At 68.2% G+C, this 23,408-nt stretch carries 25 protein-coding genes; 15 read left to right on the forward strand and 10 right to left on the reverse strand.

The window, feature by feature from the left end; all coding sequences use genetic code 11:
• Positions 1–27: 27 nt before the first annotated feature.
• From BCL79_RS15760 to BCL79_RS15780, 5 genes are all read right to left on the reverse strand, one after another.
• Positions 28–447: a hypothetical protein gene (locus BCL79_RS15760; protein ID WP_183073805.1), complete on the reverse strand. Its 420-nt coding sequence runs from the start codon at positions 445–447 to the stop codon at positions 28–30.
• Positions 448–638: 191 nt separating this feature from the next.
• Positions 639–1,385: a SagB/ThcOx family dehydrogenase gene (locus BCL79_RS15765; RefSeq protein ID WP_121042750.1), complete on the reverse strand. Its 747-nt coding sequence runs from the start codon at positions 1,383–1,385 to the stop codon at positions 639–641.
• 14 nt (positions 1,386–1,399) lie between these two features.
• A complete protein-coding gene (locus BCL79_RS15770; RefSeq protein ID WP_121042752.1) occupies positions 1,400–2,737 on the reverse strand; it encodes a YcaO-like family protein in 1,338 nt (445 codons plus the stop codon).
• Complete coding sequence (locus BCL79_RS15775; protein ID WP_121042754.1) at positions 2,734–3,312, reverse strand: hypothetical protein; 579 nt, start codon at positions 3,310–3,312, stop codon at positions 2,734–2,736. Before BCL79_RS15775 ends, BCL79_RS15770 begins: the two co-directional genes overlap by 4 nt.
• A 51-nt stretch (positions 3,313–3,363) precedes the next feature.
• Positions 3,364–4,221, reverse strand: coding sequence for a hypothetical protein (locus tag BCL79_RS15780; protein ID WP_121042756.1), 858 nt, complete (start codon positions 4,219–4,221; stop codon positions 3,364–3,366).
• A gap of 76 nt (positions 4,222–4,297) precedes the next feature.
• Here BCL79_RS15780 and BCL79_RS15785 point away from each other — a divergent pair, with 76 nt between their 5' ends.
• Entirely contained in the window at positions 4,298–4,954 is a 657-nt protein-coding gene (locus tag BCL79_RS15785; RefSeq protein WP_147433916.1) for a phosphatase PAP2 family protein, read from the forward strand.
• Positions 4,955–5,259: 305 nt separating this feature from the next.
• On the opposite strand, the gene BCL79_RS15790 is transcribed toward BCL79_RS15785, so the two are convergent.
• Together BCL79_RS15790 and BCL79_RS15795 are read right to left on the reverse strand one after the other, a co-directional pair.
• Positions 5,260–6,225, reverse strand: a complete 966-nt coding sequence (locus BCL79_RS15790) for a ribokinase (protein WP_088433986.1) — start codon at positions 6,223–6,225, stop codon at positions 5,260–5,262.
• Between the two features lie 26 nt (positions 6,226–6,251).
• A complete protein-coding gene (locus BCL79_RS15795; protein WP_121042760.1) occupies positions 6,252–7,550 on the reverse strand; it encodes a NupC/NupG family nucleoside CNT transporter in 1,299 nt (432 codons plus the stop codon).
• Between the two features lie 252 nt (positions 7,551–7,802).
• Here BCL79_RS15795 and BCL79_RS15800 point away from each other — a divergent pair, with 252 nt between their 5' ends.
• From BCL79_RS15800 to BCL79_RS15815, 4 genes are all read left to right on the forward strand, one after another.
• Positions 7,803–8,771 (forward strand): potassium channel beta subunit family protein, encoded by a 969-nt coding sequence (locus BCL79_RS15800; protein WP_121042762.1) that lies wholly within the window; start codon positions 7,803–7,805, stop codon positions 8,769–8,771.
• Between the two features lie 327 nt (positions 8,772–9,098).
• Complete coding sequence (gene hemP / locus BCL79_RS15805; RefSeq protein ID WP_019182448.1) at positions 9,099–9,296, forward strand: hemin uptake protein HemP; 198 nt, start codon at positions 9,099–9,101, stop codon at positions 9,294–9,296.
• 109 nt (positions 9,297–9,405) lie between these two features.
• The gene (locus BCL79_RS15810; protein WP_121042764.1) at positions 9,406–9,996 is read left to right on the forward strand and encodes a Hemin transport protein; all 591 of its coding nucleotides are present in this window, start codon (positions 9,406–9,408) and stop codon (positions 9,994–9,996) included.
• Positions 9,996–10,937 (forward strand): DUF6607 family protein, encoded by a 942-nt coding sequence (locus BCL79_RS15815; protein ID WP_121042766.1) that lies wholly within the window; start codon positions 9,996–9,998, stop codon positions 10,935–10,937. The genes BCL79_RS15810 and BCL79_RS15815 overlap by 1 nt, the downstream gene beginning before the upstream one ends.
• A 301-nt stretch (positions 10,938–11,238) precedes the next feature.
• Here the strand turns inward: BCL79_RS15815 and BCL79_RS15820 are convergent, their stop codons facing one another.
• Together BCL79_RS15820 and BCL79_RS15825 are read right to left on the reverse strand one after the other, a co-directional pair.
• Positions 11,239–13,725, reverse strand: coding sequence for an ABC transporter permease (locus BCL79_RS15820; protein ID WP_121042768.1), 2,487 nt, complete (start codon positions 13,723–13,725; stop codon positions 11,239–11,241).
• Complete coding sequence (locus tag BCL79_RS15825) at positions 13,722–14,342, reverse strand: ABC transporter ATP-binding protein (RefSeq protein ID WP_259462194.1); 621 nt, start codon at positions 14,340–14,342, stop codon at positions 13,722–13,724. Before BCL79_RS15825 ends, BCL79_RS15820 begins: the two co-directional genes overlap by 4 nt.
• Positions 14,343–14,498: 156 nt before the next feature.
• Between BCL79_RS15825 and BCL79_RS15830 the strand changes: the two genes are divergently transcribed.
• The 3 genes from BCL79_RS15830 to BCL79_RS15840 all read left to right on the forward strand — a co-directional run bounded on the left by BCL79_RS15830 (position 14,499) and on the right by BCL79_RS15840 (position 17,350).
• Positions 14,499–15,119: an arylesterase gene (locus tag BCL79_RS15830; protein ID WP_428999468.1), complete on the forward strand. Its 621-nt coding sequence runs from the start codon at positions 14,499–14,501 to the stop codon at positions 15,117–15,119.
• A 77-nt stretch (positions 15,120–15,196) separates the two neighbouring features.
• On the forward strand, positions 15,197–15,910 hold the full coding sequence (locus tag BCL79_RS15835; protein WP_019182442.1) for a response regulator transcription factor: 714 nt from the start codon (positions 15,197–15,199) through the stop codon (positions 15,908–15,910).
• 168 nt (positions 15,911–16,078) lie between these two features.
• A complete protein-coding gene (locus tag BCL79_RS15840; RefSeq protein ID WP_121042774.1) occupies positions 16,079–17,350 on the forward strand; it encodes a sensor histidine kinase in 1,272 nt (423 codons plus the stop codon).
• Positions 17,351–17,381: 31 nt separating this feature from the next.
• Here the strand turns inward: BCL79_RS15840 and BCL79_RS15845 are convergent, their stop codons facing one another.
• A complete protein-coding gene (locus BCL79_RS15845; RefSeq protein WP_121042776.1) occupies positions 17,382–18,089 on the reverse strand; it encodes an SGNH/GDSL hydrolase family protein in 708 nt (235 codons plus the stop codon).
• 234 nt (positions 18,090–18,323) lie between these two features.
• Here BCL79_RS15845 and BCL79_RS15850 point away from each other — a divergent pair, with 234 nt between their 5' ends.
• The 7 genes from BCL79_RS15850 (at position 18,324) to BCL79_RS15880 (ending at position 23,407) form a co-directional block, all read left to right on the forward strand.
• Complete coding sequence (locus BCL79_RS15850) at positions 18,324–18,704, forward strand: diacylglycerol kinase (RefSeq protein WP_019182439.1); 381 nt, start codon at positions 18,324–18,326, stop codon at positions 18,702–18,704.
• Positions 18,705–18,758: 54 nt separating this feature from the next.
• The gene (locus tag BCL79_RS15855; protein ID WP_088433998.1) at positions 18,759–19,508 is read left to right on the forward strand and encodes a TerC family protein; all 750 of its coding nucleotides are present in this window, start codon (positions 18,759–18,761) and stop codon (positions 19,506–19,508) included.
• Between the two features lie 93 nt (positions 19,509–19,601).
• Positions 19,602–20,252 (forward strand): LemA family protein, encoded by a 651-nt coding sequence (locus tag BCL79_RS15860; protein ID WP_121042778.1) that lies wholly within the window; start codon positions 19,602–19,604, stop codon positions 20,250–20,252.
• A 94-nt stretch (positions 20,253–20,346) separates the two neighbouring features.
• A complete protein-coding gene (locus tag BCL79_RS15865) occupies positions 20,347–21,153 on the forward strand; it encodes a TPM domain-containing protein (RefSeq protein ID WP_428999469.1) in 807 nt (268 codons plus the stop codon).
• Entirely contained in the window at positions 21,153–21,641 is a 489-nt protein-coding gene (locus BCL79_RS15870; RefSeq protein ID WP_121042782.1) for a TPM domain-containing protein, read from the forward strand. Before BCL79_RS15865 ends, BCL79_RS15870 begins: the two co-directional genes overlap by 1 nt.
• An 84-nt stretch (positions 21,642–21,725) precedes the next feature.
• Positions 21,726–22,616 (forward strand): prolipoprotein diacylglyceryl transferase, encoded by an 891-nt coding sequence (gene lgt, locus BCL79_RS15875; RefSeq protein WP_121042784.1) that lies wholly within the window; start codon positions 21,726–21,728, stop codon positions 22,614–22,616.
• Positions 22,613–23,407 (forward strand): thymidylate synthase, encoded by a 795-nt coding sequence (locus BCL79_RS15880; RefSeq protein ID WP_121042786.1) that lies wholly within the window; start codon positions 22,613–22,615, stop codon positions 23,405–23,407. Before lgt ends, BCL79_RS15880 begins: the two co-directional genes overlap by 4 nt.
• Position 23,408: the final 1 nt, after the last annotated feature.

A 23,408-nucleotide genomic window follows, 5' to 3' on the forward strand; every position in this document is an offset into this window, starting at 1 on the left:
CGCGTGCTCAGGGGCTGCCGGCGGGTACTACCACGTCAGGGTGCCGGCGACGTACAGGGCGGCCAGCGCCAGGCAGGTCAGGGAACTGGCATACCAGAAGCGCGCACCGTTGTAGCCCGGGCGGACCCGGCCGATGATCAGCCCGGCCAGGCCCCGGCCGCCGAGGATGCCGATGATCCCCAGCAGCACCCAGCGGGTGCCGGGCAGCGGGCGGACCCAGCCGGCGGCCGACAAGGCGTACAGCGTCCAGATGCCCAGCACGAGGGTGATCGCGGCCGTGATCACGGCGGGTTCGGCACGCCCGGCCCGGGCCAGTCGCACCATGCGTTGGCCGGCGCCGAAAAATTCATACCACGGCGCGCCGAAGGCGATGCAGCCAATGTGCAGCAGCACGGCAAGCGCGGTGCCGGTGGCGGCCAGCAGCATCCAGAAGGGGGTGTTGGTCATAACGTGCGTCGTCCGTGAGCGGGGGAGCTCATGGTCGAGTGGCTGCAGCATCGGGGCAATCCAGCCAGCGGCCATTCGCTGGCAATTTCCGGTCGCGGTCGCACGCGGGAAGGCACAACGACCAACAGTCGATACGCAGCGCAGACGGTCCGGCCACGGCCGTCAACGCTCTCCGCGATTCCGGCGAGCGTTCAGGGCGCCGGACCACACGCATAGGCCAACACCGCCAGATGCCGCCGCGGGTCGAGCCCGAGCAGGGCCAGCACGGCGGCGTCCTCGAACGAGCCGATCGCGCAGCCGGCGGCGTTCATCGACGCCACCTGCTGCCCCAGCGCCCCCAGCCAGACCCCGGCCTCGATCAACACGAAGCGGCCACCACGCTCGCCGTACTTGGCCAGCGTGCCGGCCGGCTCGGCGATCAGGAACAGCACGACTGCAGGGCGTTCGGGCCAGTCCACGCCCAGCAGCCTGGACAGCGCCGGCCATGCGGGGCAGGGCGCTACCGGCACCAGCGCGTGCTCGAGCGGGTCGTACCAATGGATGCCCGGCGCTGCCGCGGTCGCATCGTCGTTGCCGTACAGCGCGGCATAGGCCTGGATCGGGTACTTGGCCCCACCGGATGGCAGACGCCGCGTGTCACTGTCGCCGGGCCGGGCCCGCAGCGGGGCCAGCACGCGCCCCAGTTCCTTGGCGCCCCAGCGCGCGTCACCGAAGCGGCGGCCACTGTGGCGCTGCGCGAGGGCATCGCCGGGGTGTACCGGGTCCGGCAAGGCGACGCCGGCGGCTGCATGCAACGGCCGTGGCGGCGACCAGGCGCGTGCGGCATCTTCGGCGATCCGCGCGCGCATCACGTCCGCGCGCGCGGGATTGAGTTCGCCGTTGTGCCAGAACAGATGGAACAGCGGGGCATCGTCCCAGGGGGAAGGCGGTGACGGCATGCGGTCCTCGGGGGTCAGCCCAATGGATGCGGAAAGGGGTTGGGAAACGCGCCGCCGTGCGGGACGCCGGGATAACGCCAGGCCACGTCCCGGCAGCGGCCACCAAGGAACGGCGCACGCTCGTCGGCGTGCAGGCCGCTGAGCTGCGGCGACACCACCCGCATCACCCGCAGGCCGGCCGCGGCCACATCGGCGGTGGTCAACTCGCGGTAGTACAGCGCGATGCCGGCACGGCCCAGCCGGCGCCGCAGCAGATCCAGCTCGGCGATGGCGCGCGGTGCGGCGGGCCGGAGCGCTGCGCTTGGCGGGGGCAGCTGCAAGGTGCTGTCGCCCGCCTCCCCGAACAGCGGCAGCTGCGGCCATAGCTCGGGGCGCAGGGTGTAGAACGCGGCATGTTCATCGAAACTGCGCAGTGCTGCGGCATCGCGCGGCAGCCGGGCGCTTTCGCGGCCACACAGATGCGCGGCAAAGGTCAGCGCCTGCTGCCATTCCAGCAGCGCTTTGTGCAGCGCCTCGCCCGGCTCGGCGCGGCAGGCGATGCCCAGCACATGGCGGGGGCGGCCTTCGAACGGGATGCCGCCCGCGACCGCAATCACCGGGTGCGGGTTCCAGTGCTGGGTCAGATCGAAGGCCTGCAGTTCGCCACCGCGCTCGTGCGCGAAGGCCTGCCATTGGGCCGGCAACGCGATCCGCCGGCCGGCCACGCCATTGAGCCATGTTACCGCCAGTGCATCGCGCTCCAGCAGCTCCTGGGCGGCCCGCAACAGCGCCAGCCAGGCGCCATCGCGGCCATCGCGCCACGCTGCCAGCCCACTGGACGTCGACGGCAGACGCGCCAGGCCGCGGCGCGGCCCCAGTCCGACCAGTTCCTGCGGCACCCAGACCCTGCGGTTGTCATCCAGCGCATGCACCGCCGCGAACAGATCGTCATCGTGTTCGGGCATCGGCCACGGGAAGCCCGGCGTGGCGCGTTGGCGTGCCGAGAACAGGGCGAAGGCCGATTCGTCCAGGCGGTGTGCGGGTGTCAGCGCATGACGAGGACGCACCTCCACGCTCGCCTGCGCCGCCGCCAGCCGCTCCAGTGCCTCGGCGACCGCGCCATCGGCGGCCGCATCGGCATCCAGGGCGACCGCGCCCGAAACCCCCTGCCAGGGATTGGCCGGGTCGGCCGGCGTGGCGGCATTGTGCACGCGCCGTCCCTGGAACAAGGGCCCGGTTGCATCGCAGGGGCTGGCCTCGATCGGCTGCGCCGGGCGCACCAGACCACAACGCGAACGCGCCGCGCCATGCAGCAGGTGCGAGGACAGCGTGGGCGTTTCCGGCTGCGCCGCCTGCACGGCGGCGCGGCTCATTTCATCACGCTCAGCCAGAGCATCATCTCGAGGGCGCCGACGGCGAACAGGCCCAGCAGCAGGGCGATGCCGATCCCGATGCCGCGCCCGAGCGATCGCCCCGAGCGCTCGTAGACGAGGGCGTAAATCCCGACATACAGCCCGACGGCAACGAACAGGCCGAAGATCGGGTTGGCGGTGCTCATGAAGATGCCTCCGCCCAGCGCGGCCAGCGGCAAGGCGAACAGCCCCAGCAACACTCGACTGGTGCGGCTCAACCCGGCCGCCGGTACAACGGGGACGGTCGTCTCCGGAGCGTGCGGATTCGCAGCATCAGGCGGCGCCTGCGGCAACGCAGGTGGCTGGGGGTGGAGGTCCGTACGGGTGTCGACGCTGGTGGCCGCGGGGTGTGTGTCGCTGCTGACGGCTGCCGGTATTACGGGGTCCAGCTTGCCAAGCACCACCGCCGACAGCACCGAGGTACCGAGCAGGGTGACGATGCAGGAACTGCAGGTGGTCGACGTCGAGCCGCCGCCTGCCGCGGCAAGGTCCTGGCGTGAGGCACTGGCATCGAACTGGGTCGGCAGGCGATACATGAGGTCACTCCATTGACCGGGGCGGAAACGCCCGGCGCGTGGCGCACATTATCACGGGCGCCCGGTGTCCCAAGGCAAGGACAGCGGTGGCGGCAGCGACACTTCGCCGCCCTGGCAGGCGGGGCACCACGGCAGCCGCAGCACCCGGTCGCGCTCGCCGTGCAGGCGATGCAGGTCGAGCCAGACGCTGCGTTCGAGATAGCCCAGCAACAGCGGCGGCTGATCCAGCAACGGCGCGACCAGCGCCGCGATCCGTGCCGGTTGCGCGGCGACCGCCGGCATCGCCGGCACGGGTGCTTCGCCCCAGCGGCGCAGCACCCGGTTGCCCAGGCAATACACACAGGCGCTCTGGCCGGGCACCACATAGGGGCCCAGCGCGAGCGTGTGGTGATAACTGAGGTCGAGCAGCAGATGCGGTTGTGCCGGCATCTGCGTGCGGTAGCGGGCCAAGGCCTGTTCCCAGCCCAGCCCGTGCCGGACCAGCACAAGGAGGTCGGCATCGGCGACCGCATCGACGCGCTGCAGATCCGCGCTGGAATGCTGGTCGAAAGCGTCGGCCAACCCGGGCAGCGGTTCGCCGAGCCAGTCGAGTGCGTAGCGCTTCACTCTGCGCGCGGCGCGCAACGGCACCAGCACACCGAGACGTATCAGCTGGCGGACCGCCGGGCCGCACTCGGCATCGTCCTGCAGGATCGCCAGGGTGTCGTTTTCCCAGTGGCCGAGGATCCGTTCGATGACCGTCGGGGTATCGGCCTCATCGACCACATACAGTTCGTCGGCGCCACCGGACACCAGCAGCAGCTGGCGCTGCGCATGGGTCTGCGCAAACAGCGCCCACGCCGGATTGCGCGTCCAGCGTGGTTCGCCCGCGTGTGGGCGTGCGTGTTGCTGACTGCCTGCTGCTGCCACTGCGTACAGTCCGTGTATCCGCGAAAACGCAAGGATAGCGGCAAACAGGCGGGCCACGTTCTGCTACGGTGCGCGCGTGCCCACGCCGCCTGTTGCCACCGCGTCCGTCCCCCAGCCGCCCTGGCGCGAGGCGATGCTGTGGATGCTGCTGCTCGGCGCGATGTTCATCCATGGCTACAGTTGGACCAACCATTGGGCCGCCAGCCAGGCCCAGACCTGCAGCCTGCATGGTCGCTGGGACGAGGCGATCCCGTTCTGGGCGTGGACGATCTGGCCGTACCTGGCGCTGAACCTGCTGTACCCGCTGACGTTCTTCCTCTGCCCGACCCGATCCGCCCTGCGCCGCCATGCGCTGGCCATCGCGCTGGTGCAGGCTGCCTGCATGCTCGCGTTCGTGTGCTGGCCGACCGGCAATGTGCGTGTGCTGCCGCAGCCGGAGGGCGCGAGCGGCCTGCTGTTCGCACAACTGCGCGCGTTCGAAGCGCCCTTCAACATGGCGCCGTCGCTGCACGCTGCGGTACTGGTGGTGGTCTGGCAGACATGGCGGCAGTCGCTGCAGGCGAATGCGGCAGCGGTGCGCTGGCTGTGGCACGGCGCCTGTGGCCTGATCCTGGTCTCGACGCTCACTACCTGGCAGCACGATCTGCTGGATGTGCTTGCCGGGCTGCTGGTCGGCGCGCTGGCGCTGTGGATCACGCGCTGCATGCCGCCCACGTTGGGGCGTACCGGCTGACTGCAGGCGACTGCGATTCCGGGTGCGGCGGCGGCCGGTGGGTCGAGCGCTGGGGCGCGATGCCCTTGCCGGCGAATGTCCCCCGGTGCCGGCCTGCGGCCGACCCCTCCTCCTTGATTTCGCCCACAAGGACATCGCGCCCCACGTGTCCAGACCACTGGCGCTGCAGGGAGAGCGCCGGTTTCCCTTCGGCTCGCGGCAGACCCCAGCGGAGACACGCCCAGATCCACAGCGAGATGCTGGGAGAAAAACCAAAAAAAAGGCCAGCGCGAACGCTGGCCTCTTGGTATCCACACCGGTGACGCTTACTTGTTCTCGGCATCACCCGGGGTGAAGTGCGGCATCGCCGCGGCGGCGCCTTCCTTCTCGGTCGAACGACCGGCGAACTGATTGGCGAAACGCACGTGGCGGGCAAACGCCGCGTCCGGATCCTGCGCGATCGAGGCCACCAGCGCACCGTTGAACGCATCGCCCGCACCGGTCGTGTCCAGCACCTGCACCTGCTCTGCGCCGACGCGGTAGTACGGCTGGGTATCGCCACGCAGGTTCTCTTCGGCGTGCGACACGAACACACCGACCGAACCCAGCGTCACCACCACGGTGCCGTTGCCGACCAGCTTGCGGCACAGCGCATGCAGGCTGGCGCCATCCAGCGCGGCGACGTCATTGGCATCCACGCGCTCGCCGACATGACGGCCGAGCAGGGCAGCGAACTCGGTCTCGTTCGGGGTCAGCACATCGGCCAGCTTGAGCAGGCCGATGCTGGACGGCGCATCGGCAGGCGCCACGTTGAGCACGGTGGTGGCACCGGCCTCACGCGCGATCGCCAGCGCCGCTTCGATGGTTTCCACCGGCGATTCCAGCTGCGCCAGCACCACCTTGGCGCCGGCCAGCAGCGCGCGCTGCTGTTCGACGAAGTCCAGGCTCAACGCGGCGTTGGCGCCCGGGCCGATCACGATGGTGTTGCGGCCGCGGCTGTCGACATAGATGCCGCCGGTGCCGGTCGGCTCGCTGCTGGCCTCGGCGGTCAGCGCGAAGCCGTCCTGCTCGGCCAGGCCGCGGGCCATCGCACCGCCGGCGTCATCGCCCAGCGCGCACAGGAACGTGGTCGGCGCGCCGGCACGGCGGGCGGCCACGGCCTGGTTGAAGCCCTTGCCGCCGGGACCGGTGCTGTAGCGGCCGGCGATGGTCGCACCCGGGGCCGGGAGCGACTCACAACGCCAGACATGATCCACATTGAAGGAACCGATTACGACGACACTGCTACTCATAAAGACTGTTTCTCAGGGAACGGATATCAGCTGAAATGCGTCAGCACGCCGGCGATAGTCGCCGTCATGAAGGTGGCAATGGTACCGCCGAGCACGGCACGCAGGCCGAACTTGGCCAGATCGTGGCGACGCTCCGGCGCCAGCCCACCAATACCACCGATCTGGATCGCGATGGAGCTGAAGTTGGCAAAACCGCACAGCGCGTAGGTGGCGACCAGGCGGCCCTCGGCCGACAGCACCGTGCCCGGTACCTCGCCTCGGATGATCTTGGCCAGTTCCGAATACGCCACGAACTCATTGATCACGACCTTCTGGCCGATCAGCGAGCCCACGGTGGTGGCATCGGCCCACGGGGTACCGATCACCCAGGCGATCGGGGCCAGCAGGAAGCCGAACAGGGTGGACAGGTCGGTCGGGCGGCCGATGAGCGCGGCCAGGCCGGTGATGTCACCCAGCCAGGTCAGCGGGGCGTTGATCAGGGCGATCAGGGCGATGAAGGCCAGCAGCATCGCACCGATGTTCAGTGCCAGCTTGAGGCCGTCGCCGGCACCGGCGGCAGCCGCGTCGATGATGTTGCTGGAGGTCTTCTCCACTTCCATCTTGACCGTGCCGCGGGTCAGCGGGGTACCGGTCTCGGGCACCAGCAGCTTGGCCACCACCAGGGTCGCCGGGGCGGCCATGATGCTCGCGGCCAGCAGATGCTTGGCGTAGAAGGCCTGCTCGACCGGATCGCCGGCGCCAAGCATGCCCACATACGCGGCCAGCACGCCGCCGGCAATGTGCGCCATGCCGCCGATCATCATGGTGATCAGCTCGGACTGGGTCATCTTGGCGATGTAGGGGCGCACCGTCAGCGGCGCTTCGGTCTGGCCGATGAACACGCTGGCGCAGACGCTGGTGGTTTCAGCACCGGACACGCGCATGATCTTGGTGATCGCCCAGGCCATGCCGCGCACGATCATCTGCATCACGTTGAGGTGGTACATGACCCCCATCAGCGCTGAGAAGAAGATGATGGTCGGCAGCACCTGGAAGGCGAAGATGAAACCGAACTGGCTGGTGTCCATCAGGCTGCCGAAGATGAAGCCCGAGCCGGCGTTGACGAACTCCAGGATCTTGACGAAGCCCTTGCCCAGCGCGTCGAACACATCACGGCCACCCGGGACCAGCAGCACCACCGCCGCGAAGGCGATCTGCAGTGCGATACCGGTGACGACCAGGCGCCAGTCGACAGCCCGCTTGTTGTTCGAGAACAACCAGGCAATGCCGATCAGCACTGCCAACCCGAACAGGCCGAAGCCAATCCTGCCCAAACCTTCGACCATGAGACTTCCCTTGGGGCGCCGCGAAAAACGGGAAGCCTAGAGCAGCGGCAGGGGCGGGGCAAGGAAAAGCAGCGTCCGCGAGCCGATCGGTCGTGATCGGGCCTGTATCGGCAAGGCATGGCGTGCTTTCCGTGCGGCGTGTCATGGGCCGTGAGACCGCTGCCGCGGTAAGCCGCGCGGAACTGTGCCGCCCCGCTCTACACTTACCGGCATCAATCCGGCCCGGTCGCGGGCCCGCAGCAGGAGAACCACATGCTCTATCGCCGTCTTGGCTCCACCGGCCTGAAGCTCTCGGCCCTGTCCTTCGGCGCCTGGGTGACCTTCGGCGACCAGATCGGCCGCGATGAGGCCCGCAAGCTGATCGCCACCGCCTGGGATGCCGGGGTCAACTTCTTCGACAACGCCGAAGGCTATGCCCGCGGCCGCGCCGAGCAGGTGATGGGCGATGTGATCGCCGACCTGCGCCTGCCGCGCGATGGCTTCTGCGTCTCCAGCAAGGTGTTCTTCGGCGCCGTCGACGACCCGCGCCCGACCCAGCACGGATTGTCGCGCAAGCATGTCACCGACGCCTGCCACGCTGCGCTCAAGCGCCTGCGGGTGGAGTATCTGGACCTTTACTATTGCCATCGCCCGGACCCGGATACCCCGATCGCCGAAACCGTGCAGGCCATGGATACCCTGATCCGCCAGGGCAAGGTGCTGTACTGGGGCACGTCGGAGTGGTCGGCCGCGCAGATCCAGGAGGCGGTGGACATCGCCGGCGCGCGCAACCTGCATGCGCCCTCGATGGAGCAGCCGCAGTACAACCTGCTGCACCGCGAGCGGGTGGAACGCGAGTACGCGCCGCTGTATGCCGAGGCTGGCCTGGGCACCACCATCTGGTCGCCGCTGGCCTCGGGCCTGTTGACCGGCAAGTACAACGCCGGCGTGGACCCGCAGTCGCGGCTGGGCCAGGAACAGCTGGGCTGGCTGAAGGCGCAGGTGCTGGACGATGGCAGCGACCGCCTGGAGCGGGTCCGTCGCTATACCGCGCTGGCTGCGCAGCTGGGCGTCTCGCCGGCGCAGCTGGCGATCGCCTGGTGCCTGCGCAATCCCAACGTCTCCAGCGTGATCCTCGGCGCCAGCCGGGTCAGCCAGCTGGAAGAAAACCTGGGCGCACTGGCGCTGTTCGAGCAGCTTGATGAGAGCATCTGGCAGCAGGTGGAAGCGGTCTTTGCCTGATCCCGTCTGCCGGGATCCGGGGGAGCCGGCCAGCGGCCGGCACTACCGATCCTGCGGCGGCGGTAGATAGAACGGGACCCCAGCAGCGCCCGGATGGCTGGCAGAACGGGGCACGGCGCTTGGAACAGGCGCCGTCCATCCAGGGTAGTGCCGGCCGCTGGCCGGCTCTGCAATCCTCGCGCGGGACGCGAGCGCACTATGCGATTGATGGTAACTATCGAAAGCTGATGTTCGATCATTAATGTCATCTATCAAAGTGAGAATGGTTGTTGATTGTCAACTGAGAATCATTATCATTTGACTCGCCCCTCGCAACGAGTCCAGACGATGAACACTCAAGCTGCTGTACTGCTGCGCCCCGAAACGCTGACCCTCCGCGACCGTCCGGTCCGCGTGGTCCCGCCGGAAGAAGTGATCGACAGCGAAGCCCTGCTCAAGGGGCGCCGCGAAATCCTGATCCAGCACGGCGATCGTTTCTATCGCCTGCGTCATACCAGCAACGACAAGCTGATCCTGACCAAGTAACGGCCTTTCCTCCCCCAGCTCTCTCCCCCTCGACACTCCGCCGTCGACTCCGGTCCACGGCGTGGGTCGAGGGTCTCCCCTCGCAACCGTCGATTGCAGGTAGACCGCCATGAGCCGTGCCCTTTCCGTCGGCCGCCCACCGGGCCGCCATCCCATCGCCGGCCTGCCATCGGCCGCGCAACTGGCCTCGCTGGGTACCGTGCTGTGCCTGTACCGCCCGGACAGCAGTGAACTCGGTGGCTGGAAACACGCTGTCTCCGCGCATGCCTGCCAGGGCATGGACAGCGAAGGCATCCGCGAAAGCCTCTGCTTCGTCGACGCCCGCGGCCGCTGCTGCTGGCGCCTGTATCTGCTGCCCGACAGCGATTTCCTCGCTTGGGATCGCCTCGTGTCCGCGTTTCCCGCACGGCCCGAACCGGTCAACGACGCCGGTGTCGCCGAGCGCCTGTGGCGACGCCTCGCCGTGCGCCTGGGCAACGACGCGTGGCGCATGTGCGCGCTGCGCCTGCAGGTCGGCGAAGGCCGCGAACTGGCCGCCAGCCTGGCCTCGTTGTCGTCCCTGGGCGCCACCACCGCGCGCCGGATCGGCAACGTTGAAGGTGCCGAAGGCGAGCTCTGGGTCGACGACTGCTGCTGCGCCGCCGCGGCCCGCCGCAGCGGACCATGGACGGCCGACGGCATGCCGGTGATCCAGCTGTAATGACGGACTTGCTCGCCCTGGCAGCGCTGCTGCTCGCGCTCACCGCCAGTGCGCATGCCACACCGGCCGACCCCGCGCGCGACCGCGCCAGCATCCTGGCCATGCAGGGCGAATACACCGTCGATTTCGCCTTCGACGAGACCGTCCTGCTCAAACCCGGCTACGAACGCGCCCCGGCCGTGCGCACCGGTGGCAACGAAGTGGTGATCGTGGTCGAAGACACCCCGAAGCGGGTGGTGCTGCAGCACCTGCTGGTCGAACCGAAGAGCGGCCACGTCACCAAGCACTGGCGCCAGGACTGGGTCTACCAGGCACCGACACGGTTCGAGTTCAGCGCCGACCAGACCTGGCAGGTGCGTCCGATACCGGCAGCGCTCACCATCGGCGCTTGGACCCAATGCGTCTACGAAGTCAGCGACGCACCGCGTTACTGCGGCACCGGCGCTTGGCGCTACGACAACGGCATCGCCGCGTGGACCAGCGACCTCAGCTGGCGCCCCTTGCCGCGCCGCGAATACACCCGCCGCAGCGACTACAACGCCCTGGCCGTGATCAACCGGCACACGCGCACGCCCAACGGTTGGACCCACGAGCAGTTCAACACCAAGATCCAGCGGCGCCCCGACGGCACGCAGACACCGATCGCGCGCGAATTCGGCTTCAACGAGTACAACAAAACCACCGAGGTGGACTTCACCCCCGCCTACGCCTACTGGACCGCCACCGCAGGTTACTGGGCGAAGGTGCGCCAGCGCTGGGACGACTTCCTCGGGCAGGCACCGGGCGTGCACCTGAAAACCAAACCCGACGGCATGGCCATGATCATCCCGCTGTTCACCCAGGCCCAGGACATCCAGGACGGCAAGACCGTGGTGGACACAGAGATCGACGCCGTCTTCCAACAGTGGGTAGAAAAAGCACCGCCAGAAAGCGCGCGCTGACACCGACGCCATCGGTGGCGCACGCGTCCATCGCCAAACCTCGAAGCAGCACATTGCCGCATCGATGGTCGTGCCAACTCGAGCCCAACGGTAGACCCGCCGCTCTCCCCTCCGCCCAAGGCCATCCCTCGAGAAGGATGGCGGGTAGCCCTGCCCAGGACCGTCAGGGCGCCAAGGATGGCGCCCACGAGCCCCCAGGGATGGGTTTACGGCGCGTCCTGGGCGGGGCTGCCCGCCAGCCTTCAGGCAGTGGACGCATGGACGCCGTCGCTTTCGCTTTCAATGCAACGGCGCCCCAAACTCACGCCTCCCGAAGCGCCAACGCCGGCGGCGTATGCAGAATCCGTCGCGTCCCCCACCAGCCGGCCGCCATGCTCAACAGCACACCCAACCCACCGCCCACCAACAACGGGCCCCACGGCGGGCTCAGCGTCAACTCGAACACCTGCCGCGCCACCACCGTGCCCAGCAGCGCTGCCGCGCCCACTGCCAACAACGCCGACAACAGCCCCAGCGCACCGAACTCCACCAGCACCGCACCGCGCAGCTGACGGCGCGTCGCCCCCAGCGTACGCAGCACCGCACTGTCGTAGCGCCGCTCACCGGCCGTCGCCTGCAACGCCGCCAGCAGCACCAGCAGCCCGGCCAGCAGACTGAACCCCATCACCAGCTGCACCGCCTGGCTCACCCGATCCACCACCTCGCGCACCCGCTCAAGGATGCCGTCGATATCCAACAGTGAAATGTTCGGGTACTCCCGCGTCAGCCCAGCCAGCGCCGGTGCCTGCGCGCGTGGCAGATGGAAGGCGGTGATCAGGTTGTACGGCGCATCGGCAACCGCGCCTTCGTTGAGCAGCAGGAAGAAGTTGACCCGGAACGAATCCCAGTCCGCCTTGCGGATGCTGGTGATCGTGAAACTGCGCTCCTGATCGCCCATCTGCAGCGTCACCGTGTCGCCCAGCGTCATCCCGTAGCGCTCGGCCCAGCCCTGCTCGATCGAGGCCTCTGCCGCCGTGCTGCCCGCCTTCCAGAACGTCCCGCTGAGCAGCGTATTGGCCGGCGGGAAATCATGCCGCCACGAGAAATTGACCGGCCGGTTGGCATCGTCATCCTCGTTGCTGTTGTCCTCGCGCGCCTGTCGCTGCGGCGGCCGATCATTGACCGCCAGCAGGCGGCCGGTACTGAACGGTTCAATGCCCGGCGAAGCTACGCCCAGCCCACCCAGCGTGGCCAGCACGGCATCGCGCTGCTCGGGCTGGATGTTCATCAGGAAGTAGTTCGGCGTATCGGTCGGCAAGCGATCGCGCCACTGCGCCAACAGCCCCGGACCGATCACCGACAGCAGCAGCAGCGAACACAGCGACAGCGACAGGCCGACCAGCTGCATCACCGCCAGACCGCGGCGGCGCGTCAACGAGGCGAGCCCCAGCTTCCAGCGCCCGCGCAGGCGCGGCTGCAGCCCGCGCAGCAGCCACAGCAGCAGCGCACCGAGCGCGCCGGCCAGGGCGGCCAGTGCAGCCAGCCCGCCGAGCACCCACGCGGCCAGCTTTACATCGCCGGTGGCCTGCACGGTGAGTGCCACGGTGGCCGCCAATGCTGCGGCATAGACCAGCATCGAACTCGGCGGCAGCGCGGCGAAGCTGCGGTTGAGCACGCGCATCGGCGGCACGCTGCGCAGGCGCAGCAGCGGCGGCAGACCAAAGCCCAGCAGCAGCACCAGCCCGATGCCGGCTCCACTCAGTGCCGGCGTGGCTTGCGGCAGGGGCAGGCGGTTCGGGATCAATCCCCCCAGCGCCTGCACCAGCCCGGCCTGCGCGGCCATGCCCAGCCCGATACCGACCAGGCAGGCCGGTATCGCCAGCATCACCAGCTGCAGTGCCATCGCAGTGAGGATGTCGCGCTGGCGCGCGCCCAGGCAGCGCAGGATCGCGACCTGGTCGATGCGTCGCATCGCGAAGCGGTTGGCGGCCAGCGCGGTGGCGACACCGGCCAGCAACACCGCCAGCAGCGCGGCCAGCGACAGGAAGCGACCGGCCAGATCGAACGCGCCACGCACACCGCGCTGGGCATCGGCGATGCCGACAATGCGGTAGCCCTTGGCCTGCGGTGTGAGCCATTCGCGGAACGCCTCGATCTGCGCCTGGTCACCCGCGAACATCATGCGATAGGACGCGCGGCTGCCCGGCCCGAGCAGGCCGGCGCGATCCACATCGATGCGGTTCACCAGCAGCGGCGGCGACAGCTGCATCAGCTCACCGGAGGTGTCCGGCTCGGCCTGCAGCACGCGGGTCACGTTCAACGTGCCCGCGCCGAATTCCAGTGCATCGCCCACCTGCAGGCCCAGCGCCTGCATCAGGCGGGGATCGGCATACGCTTCGCCCGGCGGCGGCGTTCCCGCGGTTTCGCTGGCGCTGTCATGCAGCGTGCGGCTGACCTGCAGTTCACCGCGCAGCGGGTAGCCATCGGCCACCGCCTTGATGTTGGCCATCTGGCTGTCATCACCATGGAACAGCACGCTGGGGAAGCTGACCATGCGCGTGTTGGCCAAGCCGCGCTCGCGCGCTGCATCGGCGAAGGTCTGCGGGATGTCTTCACGGCCGCTCAGGCCCAGATCACCGCCAAGCATCTCCGCCGCGCTGCCGGTCAGTGCCAGGGTCACGCGGTTGACCAATGTCCCGACGGCGGTCATCACCGCCACGCCCAATACCAGCGCAGCGAACACCGTCAGCAGATCGCCGGCCAGGAATTCGCGACGCAGCGCACGCGCCGCATGGCGCACGACATTCACGCGCCTGCACCTGCACCTGCACCGGCACCGGCAACGGTGTCGGCCAGGCGGCCACCGTCGAGCTGGTAGATGCGCTCGCAGCGCTGCGCCAGGCGCAGGTCATGGGTGACCAGCACCAGGGTGGTATCGCTGGTGGCGTTGAGCGCGAACAACAGGTCGCTGATCTGCTGCCCGGTGGTCTGGTCCAGGCTGCCGGTCGGCTCATCGGCGAACAGGATGCGCGGCCGCGCCACGAACGCACGCGCGAGTGCGACACGCTGCTGCTCGCCACCGGAAAGCTGGCGCGGGTAGTGACGTGCACGATGGCCCAGGCCGACCTGTTCCAGCACCTCGCGAACCCGCGCGGGATCCTCGCGGCCGGCCAGTTCCAGCGGCAGCGCGATGTTCTCTTCGGCGGTCAGTGCCGGCAGCAGGTGGAAGCTCTGGAACACAAAGCCGACCTCGCGTGCGCGCAGCTGCGCGCGGGCTTCCTCATCGAGCGTGTTGAGCTCGGCACCGGCCAGCGCGATGGTGCCGTGGGTGGGCAGGTCCAGCCCGGCGAGCAGGCCGAGCAGGGTGGTCTTGCCCGAACCTGAAGCGCCGACGATGGCCACGCTCTCGCCTTCATGGACGGTCATGTCAATGTTGTCCAGTATGTGGACTTCACCCTCCGGGCCACGTGCGGACTTGCCCACGTTGTGGGCGGCGATGGCGACGGGCGCGCTGCGGGGGGACAGGCTGTCGATGAGGATTCTCCAATGAACCAAGCAAGTGGAATGGGCCGCGTGGCCTCGATGGGCTGGCTGCTGGCAGGGTTGCTGCTGATGCTGATGCCGATGCTGGCCTGTGCCAAAGCTCCGGACACCCGTGCGGCGGTGCTGGTGGTCGGCGACAGCCTCAGTGCCGCCCACAATATCCCGGCCGCGTCGGGCTGGGTAAACCTGCTTCAGCAGCGGGTCAAACAACAGATCAAGGCGCCGCCGGCGATCATCAACGCCAGCATCAGCGGCGAAACCACCGCCGGCGCGCTGACTCGCCTGCCAGGGCTGCTGGAGAAGCACCGGCCCTCCGTGGTGGTGATCGAACTGGGCGGCAACGATGCGTTGCGCGGGCTCACCCCGGCGCAACTGCGCGGTAACCTGGAAAAGATGATCGTGGCCAGCCAGAAGGCGGGCGCCAAGGTGCTGCTGCTGGGCATCGACGTGCCGCCCAACTATGGCCCGGCCTACCGCCAGCGCCTGCGCCAGACCTATGCCGAGCTCGCCAAACAGTACGGCGTGCCGCTGCTGCCGTTCCTGCTTGAGGGGGTGGCCTTGAAGCCGAACCTGATGCAGGCCGACGGGCTGCACCCCACCGCCGCTGCGCAGCCGCAGGTGCTGGACAACGTCTGGCCGTTGCTAAAACCCTTGCTTTGATCGGTGTGTGAGGAACTTCACACCGCGTCCACTGGCGATGCGGCATGTTTCACAAAGCTGAAGAAAGAGGGAATCCCATGCGTCAGACAAAGGAGACCTCCGGCCTGGTGCTGGTGGTCGAAGACAACCGTAATATTTCCGAGATGATCGGCGAGTACCTGGAAGGGCGCGGCTTCGAAGTCGACTACGCCCAGGATGGGCTGGACGGTTATCGTCTGGCGGCCGAGAACAGCTACGACGTGGTCGTGCTGGACCTGATGCTGCCGCGTCTGGACGGCATCGAAGTCTGTCGCCGCCTGCGCAACGACGCGCGCAAGTCCACGCCGGTGCTGATGCTGACCGCGCGCGACACGCTGGACGACAAGCTCACCGGCCTGGGGTTCGGCGCCGATGACTACCTGACCAAGCCGTTCGCGATCCAGGAACTGGAAGCCCGCCTGCGCGCGCTGATCCGCCGCGAGCGTCGCCAGGTCGGCTCGGAAGTGCTCAAGGTCGCCGACCTCGTGCTCGATCCGGTCAGCATGCGCGCGACGCGTGCCGGCACCGAACTGCAGCTCTCGCCGATCGGCCTGCGCCTGCTGACGATCCTCATGCGCGAATCGCCGCGTGTGGTGACCCGCCAGGAAATCGAACGCGAGATCTGGGGCAATGGCCTGCCCGACTCGGACACCCTGCGCAGCCATCTGTACAACCTGCGCAAGATCATCGACAAGCCGTTCGACCGCCCGCTGCTGCACACCGTGCAGAGCGCCGGCTACCGTATTGCCGATATCGCCCAGCCGATGAGCTGATGGGCGGTCGATCGCCGCTCGGCCGCCTGCGGGCGGCATGAGCGATCCGATCCTCCGGTACCCTCTGGAGCATGACGGCCCGGCCTCTGCCGGGCCGTTGTCATGGTTTGCACGATGGACTCACGGCAAGCTTTCCTATAATCGCCGCGAACCGCCCTGGACCCCGTAATGCCGCACGGTCTGCCGCGCAAGATCCGCATCGTCTTCATCCTCCAAGCCGTGCTCGCCAGCCTGGGCATCCTGCTGGGCGCCTGGCTGGTGTCGTTGGTGATCAAGCACAGCCTGGTCAGCAGCGCGCTGCAGGAGGAGGCCGGCTACTACTGGCAACTGCACGAGGCCTCGCCGGTGCAGCCCCCGCCCAATACCCAGAACATCCGCGGTTACCTGCTCGAGACCGGGCAGTCGCCGCTGAGCCTGCCGGCCAACCTGCGCACGCTCCCCCCCGGCTTCCATGAGCTCAAGGACGACGACCAGCTGGTGCTGGTCGATGCGCGTCCGGAAGGCCGCCTCTATCTGGTGTTCCTGCGTTCGCGCGCGGAGATGCTGGCGTTCTGGTTCGGCATCGTGCCGGTGCTGCTGACCCTGCTGGCCGTCTACGGCGCCTCATGGATCACCTACCGCGCCTCCAAACGCCTGGTATCACCGGTGAACTGGCTGGCCAGGCGCGTCTCGCGCTGGGACCCCGGGCATCCGGAAGCGGCCGATCTGGCCCCGGCCAAGCTGCCGGCCGACATGCAGGGCGAGACCCGCCAGCTGGCCGCCGCGCTGCACTCGCTGGCCACCAAGGTCACCGCGCACGTCGCGCGCGAGCGCAACTTCACCCGCGATGCCAGCCATGAGCTGCGCACCCCGCTGACCGTGATCCGGGTGGCCAGCGACATGGCGCTGGGCGACCAGGACATGACCCCGCGCCTGCGCCGCGGCCTGCAGCGCATCCAGCGCGCCGGGCGTGACATGGAGGCGGTGATCGATGCCTTCCTGATCCTCGCCCGCGAGGCCGATGTCGAGCCGCAGGTCGAGCTGTTCGACGTCAACGAGATCGTCCGCTACGAGGTCGACAACGCCCGCGAGCTGATCGCCGGGCGGCCCGTGGAGATCCACCTGCACAGCAATGGCCCGGTGATGCTGCACGCGCCACCGCGGGTGCTGCAGGTGGTGGTCAGCAACCTGCTGCGCAATGCCTGCAGCTATACCGACGAAGGCCGGATCGACGTCGATGTCGAAGACGATCGCGTGGTCGTGCGCGATACCGGCATCGGCATGTCCGCCGAAGCACTCGGGCGCGCGTTCGAGCCGTTCTATCGTGCCGAGCCCAGCCGCCCACAGGGCACCGGGCTGGGGCTGTCGATCGTGCGCCGGCTGTGCGACCGCTTCGGCTGGAAGATCGCCCTGACCAGCGAGCCCGGGCAGGGTACCCAGGCCACGATCCACTACCGCTGAGTCGGGGAGGCGCTGCGCCTCCCGGCGTGGCTCAGTTGCACTGCACCTTGGGTGCCAGCGCTTTGCGCCAGATCGCATAGCCTTCCGGCGTCATGTGCAGCATGTCCTCGCGGAACAGCGCGGCGCGCGGCTGGCCGTCGGCACCGAGCATAGGCGTGTAGACATCGGTGTAGCCGGTGTTGGGCAGCGTGGCCAGCGTGGCCTTGATCATCGCGTTGGCCTCGTTGATCGCCGGCAGCAGGTTGGCGCGTGAGGGGCTGGGCTTTATCGAGATGTACTCCACCGTGGTCCTGGGCAGATCGCGGTGCACGCGCTTGACGAAGGCGACCACGTCGTCGTGGACCTGGTCCGGGCTGCGGCCGCTGTTGAGGTCGTTGTCGCCGGCGTAGAAGAACACCTTGCACGGCGCATACGGGATCACGATGCGATCGGCATACCAGGTGCTGTCGCGCACCTCCGAGCCGCCGAAGCCGCGGTTGAACACCGGCTGGCCCGGGAAATCAGCTGCCAGGCTCTCCCACATGCGGATCGAGGAGCTGCCGATGAATTCGATGCCACCGCGCGGCGGCGGGTTAGCCGCATCCTGGGCCGCGAACTGCGCCATGTCGCCGGCCCAGGCCACGTTGGAGACCTGGGTGGGTACCTGCGGTGCAGCGGGGCCCCGGGTACGGGCCGACGCGGGCAGGGCGGCGCCCAGGGCAAGGGCGAGCAGAACGGGGCGGGCGCAGCGATGCAGCATGGGCAACTCCTGGGGTGGGGCACCCGCTCGGGTGCCCGGACGGGCAGGCGTCCATCATAAAAGCTGCCGCCAGGCCGCGCTTTACCACGGACGGGCGTTGGCCGCCTTCGACAATGCCTTGGCCGGCTTATGGCAAAATGAGCGATTGCCTGCCCCATTCAGCGATGCCCATGACTGTCTGCCGTGTGCTGTTCCTGCCGTTCCGGCCCGCGTTGCCGACCGGGGTGCGTGCCCATGGCGGATGAAATCGGCCACCTGCCGCGCGGCCCCAAGCGCATCTTCAAGGCCGCGGTCTGGTCCTGGCAGGGGCTGCGTGCGGCCTGGCTGCACGAGTCCTCGTTCCGGCTGGAGGTCTACCTGCTGATCGTGCTCGCCCCGCTGGCGCTCTGGCTCGGCCAGACTCCGGTGGAGCGTGCGCTGATGATCGGCTCGGTGTTGCTGGTGCTGGCCATGGAACTGGCCAACTCGGCGATCGAGGCGGTGATCGAACGCTACGGCGCCGAGTTCCATGAGCTCGCCGGGCGTGCCAAGGACATGGGCTCGGCCGCCGTGTTCGTGCTGATGATGAACGTACTGGTGTGCTGGGTCCTGATCCTGCTGCCGCAGATCTTCTGACGTAACACTTCTGGCGCGTCACGCGCGTCATCCCCCCTGTAAGGATGGAAGTCCATGTTCCTTGAGTTGTTGTCCGACCCCAATGTCTGGTTGACCCTGTTTACGCTGAGCGCGCTGGAAATCGTGCTGGGCATCGACAACCTGGTCTTCATCTCGATCGCGGTGAGCAAGCTGCCCGAGGCGCGCCGTCCGTTCGCGCGCAAGCTCGGCATCGCGGTGGCCTGCATCACCCGCATCCTGCTGCTGGTCTCGCTGGCCTATCTGGCCCACATGGAAGCCAACCTGTTCACCATCGCCGGCATGGGCATCTCCATCCGCGACCTGGTGCTGATCCTCGGTGGCCTGTTCCTGATCATCAAGGGCACCATGGAGATCCGCGAGCTGATCACCGGCGGCGAAGACGAAGACCCCACCACCACCAAGGCCTCGGCCGTGTTCGGCATGGTGATCGCGCAGATCGCCGTGATCGACATCGTGTTCTCGCTGGATTCGGTGATCACCGCCGTGGGCATCGCCGACCACATCCCGGTGATGGTCGCTGCGATCCTGCTGTCGGTCGCCGTGATGCTGCTGGCCGCCAACCCGCTGGGCCGCTTCATCGATGCCAACCCCACCGTGAAGATGCTGGCCCTGGCCTTCATCCTGCTGATCGGCGTGGTCCTGATCCTGGACGGCCTGAGCGTGCACGTGCCCAAGCCCTACATCTACGCCGCGATGGGCTTCTCGGTGCTGGTGGAATGGCTGAACCTGCTGATGCGCCGCCGCGCCGTGGCGCACAACGTGCCGGGTGCCGGCAACTGGTAAGGGGGAGGTGCCGACCGTCGGTCGGTACCCACATCCGCTTTACCCGGAACATGGCATGCTCCGGATCCCGTTCATCGAGATCCGGAGCCGGCCATGCGATCGTTCTCCCGTTTGTTGTGCCTGGCCGTGCTGGCCTCCCTGTTGTCCGGTTGTGGCTACAACGCCATCCAGCAGAAGGATGAGCAGGTCAAGGCCGGTTGGGCCGAGGTGCTCAACCAGTACAAGCGCCGCGCCGATCTGATCCCCAACCTGGTGCAGACCGTGGAAGGCTATGCCAACCAGGAACGCCAGGTGCTGACCGATGTCACCAACGCCCGTGCGCGCGTGGGGCAGGTCAACGTCAATGCCGACGATGCCGACTCCCTCAAGCAGTTCCAGCAGGCCCAGGGCGAGCTGAGCGGTGCGCTGTCGCGCCTGCTGGTGGTCACCGAGAACTACCCGAACCTGAAGTCCGACCAGGGCTTCCGCGATCTGCAGGCACAGCTGGAAGGCACCGAGAACCGCATCACCGTGGCGCGCGGCCGCTATATCCAGATGGTGCAGGACTACAACACCTACATCCGCCAGTTCCCGCAGGTGATCACCGCCAAGCTGTTCGGCTATGCGACCAAGCCGAACTTCACGGTGGAGAACGAAGCGCAGATCTCGCAGCCGCCGGCGGTCAAGTTCGGTTCGCAGCCACCGGCCCCGGCCCCGGCACCCGCACCGCAGGCGCCGCCGCAGCAGCCGCAGCCGGCGAACTGAGCCCGTGACCACGCGCCTGCTGCGTTGCCTGCTGCTGTTCTGCCTGGCGCTGGCGCTGCCGGCCTGGGCGCAGACCCAGGCCGCGATCCCGGCGATGTCCTCGCCGGTGGTGGATACCACCGGCACCCTGGATGCGGCGCAGATCCAGGCCCTGGAAGCGCAGGCGTTGGCGTTGCAGCAGCGCAAGGGCAGCCAGCTGCAGATCCTGATGGTGCCGACCACCGCGCCGGAAACCATCGAGCAGTACACCCAGCGGGTGTTCGAGCAGTGGTCCATCGGCCGCAAGGGCGTGGATGACGGCGTGCTGCTGGTGGTGGCCAAGGACGATCGCCGGGTCCGCATCGAGCCGGGCTATGGCCTGGAAGGCGCGATTCCGGATGCGATCGCCAACCGGGTGATCCAGGAGTACCTGGCCCCGCGTTTCCGCACCAATGACTATGCCGGTGGCCTCACCGACGCCAGCGCCGCGCTGGTCAAGCTGATCGACGGCGAGGCGCTGCCCGCGCCGGTCAGTACACATCGCGCCCAGGACACCCCGGCCGGTGGCAACTGGACGATGGCGCTGGGCATCGGCCTGTTTGCCGGTCTGTTCCTGCGCGGCATCCTGGGCTGGCTGCCGCGACCGCTGCGCGCGCTGGCGAGCGGTGCCGGGGCCGGGGTGGCCGCGTTCCTGTTCACCTCGCTGGTGGTCGCCAGTGGCGCGGCCGCCGTGGTGGGCCTGCTGGTCGGTCTGACGTCGGCCGGTCGCGGCGGCGTGTTCGCGCGCAGTGGCGGCTGGGGTGGGGGTGGCTGGGGCGGTGGCGGGTTCGGTGGCGGCGGCGGGGGCTTCGGCGGCGGTGGAGGCGGCTGGGGTGGAGGGGGTGGACGTTCGGGAGGCGGTGGCGCCTCGGGAGGCTGGTGATGCGCTGGCTCCGGCACGTGTTTTCCCCGTCGGTGCGGCGCGCCTTCCCACCCGCACATCTGCAGGCGATCACCGATGCGATCACTGCCGGCGAGCGGCGCCACGGTGGCCAGGTGATGTTCGCGGTGGAAGCGGCTCTGCCGCTGGCCGCGTTGTGGCAGGGCATCACCGCACAGCAGCGCGCACAGCAGGCCTTCGCACAGCTGCACACCTGGGATACCGAACACAACAACGGCGTGCTGATCTACCTGCTGCTGGCCGACCATGCCATCGAGCTGGTCGCCGACCGCGGGCTGCGTGGGCGCATCGGTGAGGCGCAGTGGCAGGCGATCTGCGCGCACATGCAGCAGCGGCTGCGCGAGGGCGCGCTGCAGGAGGGCGTGCTGCTGGCGATCGAAGAGGTTTCCGACCTGCTGGCCGGGCACTATCCGCCCGTTACGGGGTCACAGGATGACGGCCTGCCGGACACGCCGCAGATGCTGGGCTGAAGCCCGGCAATCGCGTGATCGGGGCCACCGCGAGGCCGCTCCCGGGCGGCGCTAGAATATCGGCATCCCTGCAAGGCATCGCCCATGATCTATTTCCACGACATCGACCCCATCGCCATCTCGCTTGGGCCGATCAAGGTGCATTGGTACGGCATCATGTACCTGCTCGGCTTCACCGCCGCCTGGTGGCTGGGGCGCAAGCGGATCGCGGCCGGGCGCCTGCCCGGGGTCGATGCCAACGGCTTCTCCGATCTGCTGTTCTACGCGATGCTCGGCGTGGTCGTCGGTGGCCGCGTGGGCTACATGCTGTTCTACGCCACCTCGGAATTCCTGCACAACCCGCTGCTGCTGTTCAAGGTCTGGGACGGCGGCATGAGCTTCCACGGTGGCCTGCTCGGCGTGCTGTTCGCCGCGTGGTGGTGGTCGCGCAAGCATCGCCTGCACCTGTTCGATACCCTCGATTTCATGTCCCCGCTGGTGCCGCTGGGCCTGGGCTTCGGCCGCATCGGCAACTTCATCGGCGCCGAGCTGTGGGGCAAGTACACCGATGGCACCTGGGGCGTGGTGTTCCCGAGCGGCCTGCCGGCGCCGTTGAACGGGCTGGACCTGGCCACGCTCAAGGCCGAGTTCGCCACCGGCGCGCTCAACCCGTACGCCCGCCATCCCTCGCAGCTGTATGAAGCGCTGCTGGAAGGCCTGGTGATGTTCGTGGTGCTGTGGGCGGTATCGGCCAAGCCGCGCCATCGCTATGTGATCGCCGGCCTGTTCGCGCTGATGTACGGCATCTTCCGCTTCGCGGTGGAGTTCGTGCGCATGCCCGACAACGGCGTCTACCTCGCCTTCGACTGGTTCACCCGTGGCCAGCTGCTCAGCCTGCCGCTGGTGGCCTTCGGCCTGGTGTTGCTGGCGCTGTCGCGCCGTGCGCCGGTGCTGCAGCCGGTCCTGCCGGTCGCTACCGCGGGCGCCAAGGCATGAAGGCCTACCTGGAGCTGCTTGAGCATGTGCTGGAGCACGGCACGGAAAAGTCCGATCGCACCGGCACCGGCACGCGCAGCGTGTTCGGCTGGCAGATGCGCTTCAATCTCAATGACGGCTTCCCGTTGGTCACCACCAAGAAGCTGCACCTGCGCTCGATCATCCATGAGCTGCTGTGGTTCCTGAAGGGCGATACCAACATCGGGTATCTCAAGGAGCACCAGGTGCGGATCTGGGACGAATGGGCCGATGCCAACGGCGACCTCGGCCCGATCTACGGCAAGCAGTGGCGCAGCTGGGCCACCGCCGATGGCGGGGCGATCGACCAGGTGCAGTGGCTGGTGGACGAGATCAAGCGCAACCCGGATTCGCGCCGGCTGGTGGTCAGTGCCTGGAACGTGGGCGAGCTGTCGCAGATGGCGTTGATGCCGTGCCACAACCTGTTCCAGTTCTACGTGGTGGACGGCAAGCTCAGCTGCCAGCTGTACCAGCGCAGCGGCGACATCTTCCTCGGCGTGCCGTTCAACATCGCCAGCTACGCGCTGCTGACCCACATGGTGGCGCAGGCGACCGGGCTGGGCGTCGGCGATTTCGTACACACCCTGGGCGATGCGCACCTGTACTCCAACCATTTCGAGCAGGCCCGCGAACAGCTCGCACGTGAGCCGCGCGCGCTGCCGAATCTCTGGTTGAACCCCGACGTGACCGATCTGTTCGGTTTCCAGTTCGATGACATCCGCATCGATGGTTACGACCCGCACCCGGCGATCAAGGCCCCGGTGGCGGTGTGAG

This window comes from Stenotrophomonas rhizophila, assembly GCF_003651185.1.
In the GTDB taxonomy this organism is placed as follows: domain Bacteria; phylum Pseudomonadota; class Gammaproteobacteria; order Xanthomonadales; family Xanthomonadaceae; genus Stenotrophomonas; species Stenotrophomonas maltophilia_Z.